At 65.0% G+C, this 13,311-nt stretch carries 16 protein-coding genes and 1 rRNA gene; 9 read left to right on the top strand and 8 right to left on the bottom strand.

What is annotated here, in order from left to right:
- Positions 1 to 140 precede the first annotated feature (140 nt).
- Complete coding sequence (locus tag HHL15_RS02875) at positions 141 to 3,053, top strand: PAS domain S-box protein (protein ID WP_169144282.1); 2,913 nt, start codon at positions 141 to 143, stop codon at positions 3,051 to 3,053.
- Positions 3,054 to 3,056: 3 nt separating this feature from the next.
- On the opposite strand, the gene HHL15_RS02880 is transcribed toward HHL15_RS02875, so the two are convergent.
- The 7 genes from HHL15_RS02880 to HHL15_RS02910 form a co-directional block, all read right to left on the bottom strand.
- A complete protein-coding gene (locus HHL15_RS02880) occupies positions 3,057 to 3,554 on the bottom strand; it encodes a TPM domain-containing protein (RefSeq protein ID WP_169144283.1) in 498 nt (165 codons plus the stop codon).
- Positions 3,554 to 4,402: a TPM domain-containing protein gene (locus tag HHL15_RS26755; protein WP_328824983.1), complete on the bottom strand. Its 849-nt coding sequence runs from the start codon at positions 4,400 to 4,402 to the stop codon at positions 3,554 to 3,556. The genes HHL15_RS02880 and HHL15_RS26755 overlap by 1 nt, the downstream gene beginning before the upstream one ends.
- A 35-nt stretch (positions 4,403 to 4,437) precedes the next feature.
- On the bottom strand, positions 4,438 to 5,043 hold the full coding sequence (locus tag HHL15_RS02890; RefSeq protein WP_169144284.1) for a LemA family protein: 606 nt from the start codon (positions 5,041 to 5,043) through the stop codon (positions 4,438 to 4,440).
- Positions 5,044 to 5,139: 96 nt separating this feature from the next.
- Positions 5,140 to 5,988, bottom strand: a complete 849-nt coding sequence (locus HHL15_RS02895; protein ID WP_169144285.1) for a uracil-DNA glycosylase — start codon at positions 5,986 to 5,988, stop codon at positions 5,140 to 5,142.
- Positions 5,972 to 6,421, bottom strand: a complete 450-nt coding sequence (gene rimI / locus HHL15_RS02900; RefSeq protein ID WP_169144286.1) for a ribosomal protein S18-alanine N-acetyltransferase — start codon at positions 6,419 to 6,421, stop codon at positions 5,972 to 5,974. The genes HHL15_RS02895 and rimI overlap by 17 nt, the downstream gene beginning before the upstream one ends.
- Positions 6,422 to 6,471: 50 nt before the next feature.
- Complete coding sequence (gene tsaB / locus HHL15_RS02905) at positions 6,472 to 7,164, bottom strand: tRNA (adenosine(37)-N6)-threonylcarbamoyltransferase complex dimerization subunit type 1 TsaB (protein WP_169144287.1); 693 nt, start codon at positions 7,162 to 7,164, stop codon at positions 6,472 to 6,474.
- 55 nt (positions 7,165 to 7,219) lie between these two features.
- Positions 7,220 to 7,537, bottom strand: a complete 318-nt coding sequence (locus tag HHL15_RS02910; RefSeq protein WP_169144288.1) for a hypothetical protein — start codon at positions 7,535 to 7,537, stop codon at positions 7,220 to 7,222.
- Between the two features lie 181 nt (positions 7,538 to 7,718).
- On the opposite strand from HHL15_RS02910, the gene ompR reads away from it, so the two are divergent.
- Genes ompR through HHL15_RS02950 form a run of 8 tightly spaced genes read left to right on the top strand, consistent with a single transcriptional unit; the run spans position 7,719 to position 12,914 of the window.
- A complete protein-coding gene (ompR, locus tag HHL15_RS02915) occupies positions 7,719 to 8,447 on the top strand; it encodes an osmolarity response regulator transcription factor OmpR (protein WP_169144289.1) in 729 nt (242 codons plus the stop codon).
- 9 nt (positions 8,448 to 8,456) lie between these two features.
- A complete protein-coding gene (locus HHL15_RS02920; protein ID WP_169144290.1) occupies positions 8,457 to 9,809 on the top strand; it encodes an ATP-binding protein in 1,353 nt (450 codons plus the stop codon).
- Between the two features lie 45 nt (positions 9,810 to 9,854).
- Positions 9,855 to 10,565, top strand: a complete 711-nt coding sequence (locus tag HHL15_RS02925; protein WP_206198544.1) for an MBL fold metallo-hydrolase — start codon at positions 9,855 to 9,857, stop codon at positions 10,563 to 10,565.
- Positions 10,555 to 10,959, top strand: coding sequence for a group II truncated hemoglobin (locus HHL15_RS02930; protein ID WP_235943180.1), 405 nt, complete (start codon positions 10,555 to 10,557; stop codon positions 10,957 to 10,959). The genes HHL15_RS02925 and HHL15_RS02930 overlap by 11 nt, the downstream gene beginning before the upstream one ends.
- Before the next feature lie 36 nt (positions 10,960 to 10,995).
- Positions 10,996 to 11,532, top strand: coding sequence for a septation protein A (locus HHL15_RS02935; RefSeq protein WP_169144291.1), 537 nt, complete (start codon positions 10,996 to 10,998; stop codon positions 11,530 to 11,532).
- The gene (locus tag HHL15_RS02940; RefSeq protein ID WP_169144292.1) at positions 11,532 to 11,831 is read left to right on the top strand and encodes a YciI family protein; all 300 of its coding nucleotides are present in this window, start codon (positions 11,532 to 11,534) and stop codon (positions 11,829 to 11,831) included. The genes HHL15_RS02935 and HHL15_RS02940 overlap by 1 nt, the downstream gene beginning before the upstream one ends.
- Positions 11,828 to 12,091: a BolA family protein gene (locus HHL15_RS02945; RefSeq protein ID WP_169144293.1), complete on the top strand. Its 264-nt coding sequence runs from the start codon at positions 11,828 to 11,830 to the stop codon at positions 12,089 to 12,091. Before HHL15_RS02940 ends, HHL15_RS02945 begins: the two co-directional genes overlap by 4 nt.
- 43 nt (positions 12,092 to 12,134) lie before the next feature.
- Entirely contained in the window at positions 12,135 to 12,914 is a 780-nt protein-coding gene (locus HHL15_RS02950; RefSeq protein WP_169144294.1) for a peptidylprolyl isomerase, read from the top strand.
- Positions 12,915 to 13,079: 165 nt separating this feature from the next.
- On the opposite strand, the gene rrf is transcribed toward HHL15_RS02950, so the two are convergent.
- A 5S ribosomal RNA gene (rrf, locus tag HHL15_RS02955) occupies positions 13,080 to 13,192 on the bottom strand.
- Positions 13,193 to 13,311 lie beyond the last annotated feature (119 nt).

The raw sequence follows: 13,311 nt of genomic DNA on the forward strand, positions 1-13,311 counted from the left end.
GGATTGTTGGATTTCAGGATCTATAACGGATTTTAAATCAACGACGTGGAAATACCCGCTTTGATGACGACCGGGCCGGCCGTGACCGCGCCCTCCCCCTGACCACCATGCCGAGCCCTGAGCCGATACAACAACCGGAGATGTCTCCACCATCCGCCTACCCGTCACGCCGCCACGCCGTCGCGCTGGTTGCCGCCCATGCGCTGGTGGGCATCCTGCTCGTCGTCGTGGTTCCACGGCTTGCCGGGATCTGGCAGGCGGTCAGCGCAGTCGCGCTGATCACCCTCTCGTCGGCGGGCCTGCTCTTGGCACTTCGCCGCAGGACGGCAGCAGCGCAGCCACATCCATCCTCCGGCGGGGACACGGCAGCGGAGCACCCCCAGGCACTCGCATCACCAAACCAGGCAGGGCAGCATTTCGAGGAAGCCCTCACCCGGATCCAGCACGTGCTCTACCGCTTCGATCCCGAGAACGAGTGCTACGACTTCATCTCCGTCCGCATCGAAGACTGGCTGGCCACGCCGGTACATGTACTGTGCGCACCGGGCGGCTGGCAGCATCTGGCACGCCGGATCAACACTGACGACCTCGGGCGCATGTGGGACACCATCCGCGAAGCCCTGCAGAAGCCAGGCAGCGCCCCCGTCGAGATCAGCGTCGAGTACGAGCTGGAATCACCCCGCGGCCCGCTGTGGATCCACGACTCGATGACCCTCCTGCGCCACCCGGACGGCCGTCTTGCCGCAATCATCGGTGCCGCCTCGGACCAGACCGCCCGTCGCGCCACCCGTGAATACCTGCGGGTGACCCTGCGCAGCATCGGTGACGGGGTCATCGCCACCGATGCCGACGGACGGATCTCCGTGATGAGCCGCGTCGCCGAGGACCTCACCGGCTGGAGCGAGGTGGAAGCCCGCGGGCTGCCCCTCGATACCGTCTTTCGCATCGTCGATGAAGCTTCCGGGCTGCCGGTGCCCAAGCCTGCCGAGCGGGTCCTGCGCGACGGCCGGGTGGTCGGGCTCGCCCAGCACGCCCAGTTGATCGACCGGCACGGCGTCAGGCGGCCGATCTCCGCCAGCGGCGCCCCCATCCTCACCCCCCATCACGACACTCCGCTGGGCATCGTGCTGGTCTTCCGCGACCAGTCGGAAGAGCGGCGCACGGCACGGGCCATGGCCGACCAGCAGGCCCGCTACCAGGCTCTGGTGGACAATTCGCCGGTGGGGATCTTCCACTTCGGCCCGGACCTCAAGGTCCGCTACTGCAACAGCCGCATGGCGGAGATCCTCAACGTCTCCAGGGAGCGGCTCGACGGCATGGACCTCCACTCCCTGGGGGAGGAAGCGATCCTGGCCGCCCTGCGTGACACCCTGGAAGGCCGGCGCGGAACCTATGACGGGCCCTTCGTATCGCCCCTGTCGACCCAGGTGCAGATCCTGTCCCTGCGGGCCTCGCCGGAATACGACCCGGACGGGCGCGTCTCCGGCGGCGTGGGCATCGTCGAGGACCGCACCTCCCTCCTCGAGACAGAGGCGCAGCTGCGCGATACCCGCGAACGCTATGTGCTGGCCCAGCGCGGCGCCAACGAGGGCCTCTGGGACTGGGACCCGCAAAGCCGCCACCTGTATCTTTCCGCGCGCCTGCTGTCGCTCCTCGGCCTGAACAGCGACACCCTGCAGACCACCGGCGACGAGTGGCAGAAGCTCATGCACCCGGACGACCGCCAGCGCGCCCGGGACGACCTGATCGCCCACCTCAAGGGTGAGACGGACCACTTTGAAACCCAGTACCGCATTGCCGACAAGGATGGCAAGTTCCACTGGGTGCTGGCCCGCGGCCTGGCCCACCGCAACCAGGCGGGGCGCGCCGTGCGGGTGGTCGGCTCGATCGGCGACATCACCGCCCGCAAGCTGGCCGAAGAGCAGCTCAAGGCCGAGCGGGATTTCTCCCGCGGGCTCATCGACAGCCTGCCGGCCCCCTTCTTTCTGTTTGACCGCCAGGGCCGGCTGATCCTGTGGAACCGCTTTGTCAGCGAACTGACTGGCCTGGCCGACGAAGCCCTCTACCATGCCGAGGCGGAAAGCCTGGTGATCCCCGAGCAGGAGCCGGTGATGGCCCACCGCATCGAGGCCGCGCTGATCTCCGGCGAAGCCTCTGCCGAGATCATGCTGCGCCGGGACGGCAAGGATCCTGTGCCCTTCCTGGTGGTCAGCCGCCGGGTCCTGCTCGACGGTGAACCTCACATCGTCGGCGTGGGCACCGACCTGACCGAAAGAAAGTTTGCAGAACGCGCCATCAAGCGCCTCAACACCGAACTCGAACGCCGGGTGGCGGAGCGCACCTCCCAGCTCAGCGCCGCACTCAACGAACTCGAATCCTTCAGCTACTCGGTGTCCCACGACCTGCGCGCGCCGCTACGGGCCATCGAGGGCTATAGCGCCATCCTCGGCTCTGACTACGCCGAAAGGCTGGACGACGAGGCCAAGGAGTTGCTGCGCCGGGTCCGGGCGGCGGTCCACCGCATGGGCCAGCTGATCGACGATCTGCTGACCCTGTCACGGGTCAGCCGCAAGGAACTAGAACGCCGCACCGTGGACCTGTCCCAGCTCGCCCATTCGATCTGCGACGAATTGCGGCAGCAGGAACCGGACCGGGATGTCTTGATCCGGATCGCCCCGGATCTGCGCGTGGAGGGCGACCCCAGCCTGATGCGTACCGTGCTCGAGAACCTGCTCGGCAATGCCTGGAAATTCACCGGCCGGGTCGCCACCCCTGAAATCCACTTCTCGGCCACCCGCCACCAGGGCCTGGACGCCTTCATGGTGCGCGACAACGGGGCGGGCTTCGACATGCGCTACCGGGAAAACCTGTTCCGGCCCTTCCAGCGCCTGCACACCGATCGGGAGTTTCCTGGCACCGGCATCGGCTTGGCCACGGTAGCCCGCATCGTGCGTCGCCATGGCGGCGAAGTGTGGGCAGAGGGCGAGGTTGGCAAGGGCGCCTCCCTCATCTTCAGCATCGGCCAGTCGGGTGGCGCGCAGAGCGGCAGCTGATATTCAGAGCAACACCGGCCGATCGGGCAACTCGTTGGGGTTGTCGGGCCGCGCCGGGAAGTACTCCGTCAGCAGGCGCCCCACCTCACGCACCGCCTCGCAGGCGCCCTCCCGGCAGCGTCCGCTCCGGAAAGCCACCTCGAGGCCGCGGCACAGCGCAGCCCAATGCGCAGGCGCAATCCTCTCCGCAGCCCCGCGGTCGGCCACGATCTCGACGCGGCGGTCCAGCCACTGCACGTAGATCAGCACACCGGTGTTTTCTTCGGTATCCCAGACCCTCAGGCGGGAAAAGACCTCGACGGCACGCTCCCGAGCGTCCACACCACGCCACAGGTCGCCCAGGTCGAGCCCACCCTCGACCACGAAACGGATCTCGCCCCTGTGCAACCGTTCGGTCTCCCCGATCGCCGCCTCGATCGCCTCGAGCACCGCCGGAGAAAAACGCCGCCGCAACAGCCAGGGAGGCGCCAGCAGGTGTCGTATCGCGCGCAGGACGTCCATCACCAGCCTCCCGAGGCGCCACCGCCACCAAAGCCACCGCCGCCACCGGACCAGCCGCCGCCACGCGAACCAAAGCCGCCACCACCCCCACCGCCGATCCAGGGCCCCCCCATCCCGCCTCGCCCCCCTGCGCCCATGGCCAGCACGAAGACAAAGGCGAGCGCGCCGCAGCCCAGCGCAATGAACAATGCGCCGGTGATCATCCAGGCCCCGACACCTACCAGTCCGCCAGCCAGCCCGGCCCCCAGCAGTTTGCCGAACAGCGCACGCAGCACACCGCCCCCCACCACCGTGGCAACCAGGCCCAGCACTAGCCATTCTTCGGCGCCGCCCTCCCCGCTTCCATCCGCGGCACGCGGCGGCGGCAGGGCCTCACCGGACAGCAACGCCAGGATCGCCCCCACCCCCGCCTCGATCCCGCCGGGATAATCGCCCGCCTTGAAGCGTGGCGTCACCACATCGGCAATGATCTGTTTCGCCCGGGCATCGGGCAAGGCACCCTCGAGACCCCGGCCAACCTCGATACGCATCCGCCGGTCGTCCCGCGCCACGATGAACAGCACGCCATCATCCACGCCGACGCGCCCCAGGCGCCATGCCTCGACCACCCGGATCGAGTAGGCCTCGATGGGCTCCGGCGCGGTGCTGGCAACCGTCAGCACCGCCACCTGGGCACCCTTCTGCTTCTCGAAGGCGGCCAGTTGCGCCTCAAGGGCATCGCGCTGGGTTGCGGACAACAGCCCCGCGCCGTCGTTGATCCGCGCCGCCAGGGGCGGCACCGGCTGCAGTTCCTGGGCGCGGGCAGGCGCCACCAGGCACAACAGCACGAGCAGGATGCGGATCAACACGATTCCGCCACCAGTGGCCGGCCAAGCCCCGTGGATCAGCGTGCCGGCGCCACAGCACCGAAATCGACCTTCGGCGGCTCGCTGAGGGTCTTTTCGTTGTCCACCGAGAAATTGGCCTTGGTCTTGGCACCGGTCACCATAGCGGTGAGATTGTTGGGGAAGGTCCGTACCGACACGTTGTAGTCCTGCACCGCCTTGATGTAGCGGTTGCGCGCCACAGTGATGCGGTTCTCGGTACCCTCGAGCTGTGCCTGCAGGTCCCGGAAGTTGGCGTCGGCCTTCAGGTTGGGGTAGTTCTCGGACACCACCAGCAAGCGCGCCAACGCACCGGACAGCTCGGCCTGAGCCTTCTGGAAGCGGGCCATGGCCTCTGGATCATTGACCAGCTCTGGCGTCACCTTGATCCCGGCCACATTGGAGCGGGCCTCGGTGAGCCGGGTCAGCACATCCTTTTCGTGACTGGCGTAGCCCTGCACGACCTGCACCAGGTTGGGAATCAGGTCGGCACGGCGCTTGTACTGGTTGAGCACCTCGGACCAGGCCGCGTTGACCTGCTCGTCGTTGATCTGGATCTGGTTGTAGCCACAGCCGGTCAGAAGCAGCAGGGACAGGATCAGGGACAACAGAGACTTGATGGACATGCCACACGCCCTCGAAAGATGAAATTAAGCGGAAACCCGGAGAAGGAGGATAACGCGTCGGCATCACCACCGGCTCTCCACGGCAGTCACGAAGCACTAGCTTGCATTCCGCAACTCGGCCATCCGGGCACGGGCAAAACACAGGTCTTCCCAGGCCTTGGCCTTGTCGGCCAGGTTGCGGAGCAGGTAGGCCGGGTGATAGGTGATCACGACGGGGATGCCCTTGTAGCTGAAGAGCTTGCCCCGCGATGCAGCGATGCGGACTTCCTCGTTCAGCAGGGCTTGCGCTGCAGGCCGGCCGAGAGCCACGATGAGGCGCGGCCTGACCAGTTCGATCTGCCGCTGCAGGTAGGGGAAACAGGCGGCCAGCTCGGCGGCATCGGGTGTGCGGTTGTTCGGCGGCCGGCATTTGACCGCGTTGGCGATGTAGACGTCGTCGCCCCGCCGCAGATCAATGGCGGCCAGCATGGTGTCGAGCAGCCGCCCGGCCTGACCGACAAAGGGCTCGCCGCGCTCATCCTCCTCGGCCCCCGGGCCTTCGCCGACGAAGAGCCAGTCGGCCTCCCGGTCACCAACACCGGGCACGGCCTGTTTGCGCCGCTTGCACAGCACGCAGCCCTCGCAGCCGCGGATGCGGGTTTCCAGATCGTCCCAGCCGAGGTTGCCGAGATCGCCCGCAGGCTGCACACGGGGCAAGGGCTCCGGGCTGTGCGGAACAGCGGACTCACTTCGCGGTAGAGGCGGGGTTGGCAAGTTGCGGGGTACAGACCGGGACTCAGGCTCACGCCGCACTGTGGCCACCACCACCGGTGCCTGGGCGGCCAGAGGCTCGACGGCGACAGGTTCGGCCGGCTGCTCATCCGCGGCCTGCACCTCCCGGCTCCGCAAACGCCACAGCGGAGCCAGGCCCATCTCCCTCAGGATCGAATCACGCCGCGGCGTCATCAGGACAGTCTCCCAGGGAAAGTCTCATCACGATCGCGTCCTCCCGGCCAGCCTGCGCCGGGTAATAGCCTTTGCGCCGGCCTATCGTCTCGAAGCCACGCCGGGCATACAGCGCCAGCGCCGCCGTGTTCGAGGGGCGCACCTCGAGGAGCAGTTGCCGGGCACCAGCCTGACGCGCCACCCGCGCCAGGTGATCGAGCAGGCGGCGCCCCAACCCCCGGCCCTGGCATGCCTTGGCCACGCTGATATTGAGAATGTGGGCCTCATCGATCACCATCATCAGCACTGCGTAGCCCACGGGCAGGCCCTGCTCGCGCATCAGCCAGCAACCATAGCCTGCCTCCATGGAGTCAGCAAAATTGCCTGATGACCAGGGGAAGGGGTAAAGCAGCGTGTCCTGCCCGGCCACCCATTCGAGGTCATGCTGTTGCATCGGCTCAAACACGGGCCCCACGACCGCCTCTGCGGCTGTCTCGCCGGCCTTCATGCCCGGCCTCCGCGGGCGAGGCGCTCCTCGGTCGTAAGCGCCACCTTGTTCCGCACGTACAAAGGCGCCGCCAGAACGGGATCGATACCCTCACCACGCAGGAAACGCCCCGCGGCGACCCGGGCAATGGCCCCTGCCTGAGCCTGCGGCGCTCCGTCGAAACACACAAGGCGGGCGCCAAGCCCATCCACCAGAACTTCCCGGTAGGCCTGGAAAGCCGAGCCGAACCCGGCCCAATCACCTTCCGCGGGCAGATGAACGACATCGGGTGGTGCGCAACCGGGGGCAAGCACTTCGACCAGGTCGCCGTCCCTGCGCCGATAGGCCGCGAAATAGACCTCCGACATCCGTGCATCAATGGCCACGAACACCGCGTCTCCCGGACACTGACTGGCCAGCGCCTCAAGATTGCTGATGGGAAGTACCGGCTTGCCAGCCCCCAACGCAAGCCCCTGGGCAACGCCGCAGGCCAGACGCAGGCCAGTGAAGGCCCCCGGGCCGGCACCGAAGGCGATGGCGTCCACCTCGGCAAGGCTCACGCCGCAATCACGCAGCAGCGCCACAGTTTCGGGAAGAAGGGTTTCGGAATGCCCGGGACGGCCGATCACCGGCCTTTCGGTAAGGATGTCATCATCAAGCAGGGCAACGGAACCTGCCTGGGTGGACGTTTCGAGGGCGAGAATCTTCATAGCGGGCGCATTCTACCGCCCCAGGCCCCTGCAAGTCCGCTACACGGGAGGAACTTCAGTCGGGGCGACGGGGCGGCTGGCCGTAAACATCGCGCCCCGCATCGTGTACATCGCGCCGCAACTGGCGACGTTCCTCCGGCGACCAGCGACGTGGATTGCGGACCTCATCCGGCTCGGGGCGACGCATGGGCTCCAGGGCCATGGCCGGCGCCAGCCGCTCCTGAGGCAGCGCCTGCTGCCTGAGAAAAGGAGTCAGCCGGACATTCGGCTCCGCGTGGGCGCCCGCTGCAGCGATCAAGGCAAGCACCAGCAAACTAGCCCTGACAGGCCCGCCTGGTTGCATGTCCTTGCGTAAGAAAATCTCTTTGCGCATGGTTTCTATCCTAACCCGGTCCGCTTGCTTGCGACATCCCTTCATGGACCACGACCTGATTCTGGCAGTCGAGCGCCACCCTGAAACAGGCCTTTGTAAGGAATTGTTAGACGCCCCTGCGCTCTTACGTTTACTTACCCGCGGCTAGCCGGGCCGTCGGGGAGCCGCTAGGATTGCGACCATGGAAAAAGAAAGCTATCGAATTCTCGTCGTCGATGACGACCTGCGCCTTCGCGAACTGCTCAAACGCTATCTGGGCGAGCAGGGATTCAACGTCAAGGTGGTCAATGACGCCACCCAGATGGACCGCGCCATCCTGCGCGAACACTTCGACCTGATGGTCCTCGATCTCATGCTCCCCGGGGAGGATGGTCTTTCGATCTGCCGCCGCCTGCGCGGCACCGGCAACCAGATGCCGATCGTGATGCTGACCGCCAAGGGCGATGACGTGGACCGCATCATCGGCCTCGAGATGGGCGCCGACGACTACCTGCCCAAGCCCTTCAACCCACGCGAGCTGGTGGCCCGCATCCACGCGGTACTGCGCCGCCAACCTCAGACGCCGCCGGGAGCGCCAGCGGCCGATGACGAGGACGTCAGCTTCGGCCAGATCGTCGTCCAGCTCGGCAGCCGGATCCTGGTGCGCAACGGCGAGGAAACCCTGCTCACCACCGGCGAGTTCGCACTGCTCAAGGTGCTGCTCCAGCACCCCCGGCAGCCGCTCTCGCGGGACCGCCTGATGGAACTCGCCCGAGGCCGTGAATACGACGTCTTCGACCGCTCCATCGACGTACAGATCTCGCGCCTGCGCAAACTCATCGAGGAAGACCCGGGCAAACCCCGCTACATCCAGACCGTCTGGGGATTCGGCTACGTATTCGTTCCGGACGGCAACAAGCACGCACCCTGATCCCTGTCCATGGCGCCAGCCCGCTACAGATCGTTCCTGGTCGGTGCGCCACGCACCCTGCTATGGCGGATCTTCCTGGTAGTCACCTTCCTGATGCTGGCCTCGGTTGCCACCTGGTCGGCCATCTTCAACCATTTCGACGTGGCAAGCCGGGCCGGCCAGATGGCCCAGACTGTGGTCAGCATCATCAACCTGACCCGCACGGCCCTGCTCAACGCCGACCCAGCGCTGCGCAAGGATCTGCTGCTCGACCTGGCGACCCTGGAAGGCATCCGCATCTATCCTGCCGAAAAGCAGGATCGCACCGCTCCGCTGGAAGACAGCGCACTGATGCAGATGCTGACCACCGAAGTCCGCCAGCAACTCGGTCCTGAAACCCGGTTCGCTTCGTCCTGGGAAGGGCTCGCCGGCTTCTGGGTGAGTTTCCGCATCCAGGCGGATGACCCGGAAGACGCCGGTGAATTCTGGGTCATGCTGCCGGTGGAGCGCGTCATGCGTCCGCACACCAGGGAATGGATCGGCTGGGGCGCGGCCGCGTTGTGCCTGGCCTTGCTTGGCGCCTACGTAATCGTGTCGCGCCTGAGTCGCCCGCTGAAGGATCTGACCGTGGCAGCGCGAACTGTTGGTCGCGGCGAAATCCCTGCCCGCCTGGACGAAGACGGCCCGACCGAGCTGTCGGAGCTGGCCCACGCCTTCAATCAGATGTCGCGGGATCTGCAGGAACTCGACGCCGACCGGGCCCTCATCCTCGCCGGCGTCTCCCACGACCTGCGTACGCCCCTGGCCCGTCTGCGCCTGGGGGTCGAGATGTGCGGCGCCGACGCTGCCGACGTGGACGCCATGGTGTCCGACATCGAAGACATGGACAGAATCATCGGGCAATTCCTGTCCTTCTCCCGGGAAAGCGGCGATGAGATTCTGACCCCCCTCGACCTGACCGGCATGGCCGAAGAGCTCGCCGCCCTGTACACCCGCCGCGGCTTTCCCCTGACCCTGCACACCCGCGGCATCGCCATTGCCGAAGCCCGCCCACAAGCCCTTAGGCGTGCCGTCACCAACCTGATCGAGAACGCTCTGCGTTATGCAGGTCATCCCCCGGAACTGGAAGTAGGCATGGTCGACGGCCGCCCTGCCATCGAGGTCCTGGATCGTGGCCCCGGCATTCCGCCAGCCGATGCAGAGCGGGTCAAACGCCCTTTCACGCGGCTGGAGTCAGCCCGCAGCAACACCAAGGGATCGGGCCTGGGGCTGGCCATCGTCGACCGGATCGTTCGCGGACAACAAGGCGAGTTCCGCCTGGCCCCGCGGGAAGGAGGCGGCCTGCGCGCCAGCATCATCCTGCGATCTGCGCCAAGAGCCTGAGTTGCGGCTAAAATCGCAGCTACCATCCTGACGGCAAGTCATCCCATGATCCTGTTCCATCAGTTCTTCGACACCAACAGCAGCACGCTCACCTACCTCCTCGCCGATCCCGTCACCGGCGATGCAGTCATCATCGACTCCGTCCGGGAGCACGTGGGTGCCTATGTCAGCTTCCTGCAGGAGCAGGAACTGCAGCTGTGCTGGATACTGGAAACCCATGTCCATGCCGATCACATCACGGGAGCCGCAGGCCTGCGCGAGCTGACCGGCGCCCACAGCGCTGTCGGCGTGGCGGGTGGCGTGGGCTGCGCCGATCGCCTGCTGGAAGATGGTGACAACATCGTCTTCGGCAACGAGGTGATACGAGTCATCCCCACGCCCGGCCATACTCCGGCCTGCGTCACCTACCAGTGGCGCGACCGCCTGTTCACCGGCGACAGCCTGATGATAGCCGGCTGCGGCCGGACAGATTTCCAGGGCGGCGATGCAGGTGCCCTCTACGACAGCATCACCGGCAAGCTCTTCCCCCTGCCCGATGAAACCCTTGTCTATCCGGGCCACGACTACCGCGGCGCCCGGGTTTCCTGCATTGGCCAGGAAAAGTCCATCAACCCCCGACTCGCCGGGCGTAGCCGTCAGGATTTCATCGAGCTGATGAACAATCTGAATCTGCCACAGCCCCGCATGATCGACGAAGCGCTGCCCGCCAACCTGCGCTGTGGCCACAATGAAATCTTCGATGTCCATGGAACCTGAGCACACCACAAGCCCCTACACAGAAATGGGCGGTGCAGAAGGCATCCGCCGTCTTGTGCACCGCTTCTACACTCTGATGGACACCATTCCTGAGGCATGGGATGTCCGCCGCATGCACCCGGAAGACCTGTCGGGCTCCGAAGAGAAGCTCTTCAAATACCTCAGCGGCTGGCTCGGTGGCCCACCGCTCTATGAGCAGGAATTCGGCCATCCCCGGCTCCGTGCGCGTCACCTGCCGTTCACCATCGCCAGCCCCGAGAGGGACCAGTGGCTGATGTGCATGCGCATCGCTTTCGACGAATGCCTGCCCGATACCCCGCTCAGATCCCGGCTGTGGGATGCTGTTGAAGGGCTGGCCGACCACATGCGCAACCGCGCCGACCCCGCTGCCTGATTCCCAGCCCCCTGCTTCACACGCCTCGTCCGACCCATGAAATTCCTTTTCGACCTGTTCCCCATCATCCTGTTTTTTGCGGCCTACAAGTTTGCCGGTATCTTCACGGCAACCGCCGTAGCCATCGCGGCAACGATCGGCCAGATTGCATGGGTGTGGTTCCGCCACCGCAAGGTGGACACCATGCTGTGGGTCAGCCTGTTCATCGTCACAGTCTTCGGCGGCGCAACCCTGCTCTTCCGTGACCCCACCTTCATCAAGTGGAAGCCCACCGTTCTCTACTGGTTCTTCGCCGTAAGCCTGCTCGTCTCCCAGCGACTCCTCGGCAAGAACCTCATCCGGGCCCTGTTGGAAGCCCAGATGAAACTGCCCGACCCTTTATGGAAACGGCTGAATTTCATCTGGGCCGCTTTCTTCCTGGCAATGGGCGTCATCAATCTACTCGTTGCTTACAATTTTTCCGAAGACGCCTGGGTTAACTTCAAGCTGTTCGGCGGCATGGGCCTGATGCTCGTGTTCGTCCTGGCCCAGGGCATGATGCTGTCCCGCTATCTCGAAGAGGAACCGAAGTAATGCTGTATGCACTGATCGGCGAAGACGCCCCCAACACGCTAGAACAACGCCTCGCCGTACGTGGCGCACACCTGGCGCGGCTGCAGGCCCTTCAGGCCGAAGGCCGGCTCGTCCTGGCCGGCCCCTGCCCTGCCGTCGACTCACCCGATCCAGGCCCCGCAGGCTTCACCGGCAGCGTGATCGTGGCTGAATTCGACTCCCTGGAAGCCGCCCAGGCCTGGGCCGCCGCCGACCCTTACAGCACCACTGGCGTGTTCATCCGCTGCACCGTCAAACCCTTCCGCAAGGTTCTCCCATGAGCGTGATGGACAAAATCCGCGAGCGGCTCACGCCGCTTGCTCCGCAGCAACTCGAGCTGATCGACGACAGCCACCTGCACGCAGGCCACGCAGGCGCCCGCTCAGGCGGCGGTCACTATCGTCTCATCATCGTGTCGGCAGCCTTTTCCGGCAAAAACACCGTTACCCGCCACCGCCTCGTCTACGAAGCCCTGGGCGACATGATGCGCAATGACATCCATGCCCTCGCCATCCAGGCCCGGACGCCAGAAGAACACTGAGCACCACCCGCAACACCTTCACCTACACCACCAAGGAAACCTGATGAAGATCGTCCCGAGCCGTCTGGCTCTGTCCATCGCAGTGGCTCTCGTTGCGGCTCCCGCATTTGCCCAGACTGTTGCAACCGTCAATGGCACGGCCATCCCCCAGGCGCGCGCCGACGTCATGATCAACGAACAGCGTAGCCAGGGCGCGCCCGACTCCGAGCAACTGCGCACTGCCGTCAAGGAAGAGCTGATCCGCCGCGAGGTTCTGTCCCAGGAAGCGCGCAAGAAGGGTTTTGAGAAGGGTGCAGCCGTGCAAGCGCAGATCGAAATGGCCCGCCAGGCCGTAATCGTTCGTGCCTACCTGCAGGACTTCGTAAAGAGCCACTCAGTGACCGAAGCCGAGATCAAGGCAGAATACGACAAGATCAAGGCCCAGCTGGGCGACAAGGAATACAAGGCCCGCCACATCTTGGTTGAAAAGGAAGACGAAGCCAAGGCCATCATCGCCAAGCTCGAAAAGGGCGAGAAGTTCGACGAACTGGCCAAGCAGTCGAAGGATCCCGGCTCCAAGGACAAGGGCGGTGAGCTCGGCTGGGCAAACCCCTCCAACTTCGTCAAACCCTTTTCCGACGCTCTTGTGAAGCTCGAAAAAGGCAAATACACCTCCACGCCTGTGAAGACAGACTTCGGCTACCACGTGATCAAGCTGGAAGACAGCCGTCCGGTCAAAGCCCCCAGCCTCGAAGAGGCCCGCCCGCAACTCAAGCAACGTCTCGAGCAGGGACGCGTCGAACGCCACATTGCAGAGCTCCGCAGCAAGGCCGCAATCAAGTAAGGAAGGTCCTTGCCACGCGTTTCAGAAAGGCCTCGCCCGAAAGGGCGGGGCCTTTTTGCACTGGCGATCAGAATGTAGTGCTGTTCGAACCGCAGGCTTACAAAGCGGCTTTGTAGACGCAATAAACCCCCTGAACGCATTTGTTCAGGGGGTTTTTGTTGGTGAGTCTGACGATGACCTACTTTCACGCACGCGTGTGCACTATCATTGGCGCGGTCCCGTTTCACTGTCCTGTTCGGGATGGGAAGGAGTGGTTCCAAGACGCTATGGTCGTCAGACTGTAACTTGTCCGGTGCTGGCTGTGGCCTGCACCGCAAACTGGAAGAAGTGTTTTGTGTGTTCTTTGGGGTGTGTGACTGTATTTTCTTGCGAGCGTTTCTATTGATGCAAGGTTATA

Source organism: Zoogloea dura (assembly GCF_012927165.1).
Taxonomy (GTDB): Bacteria; Pseudomonadota; Gammaproteobacteria; order Burkholderiales; family Rhodocyclaceae; genus Zoogloea; species Zoogloea dura.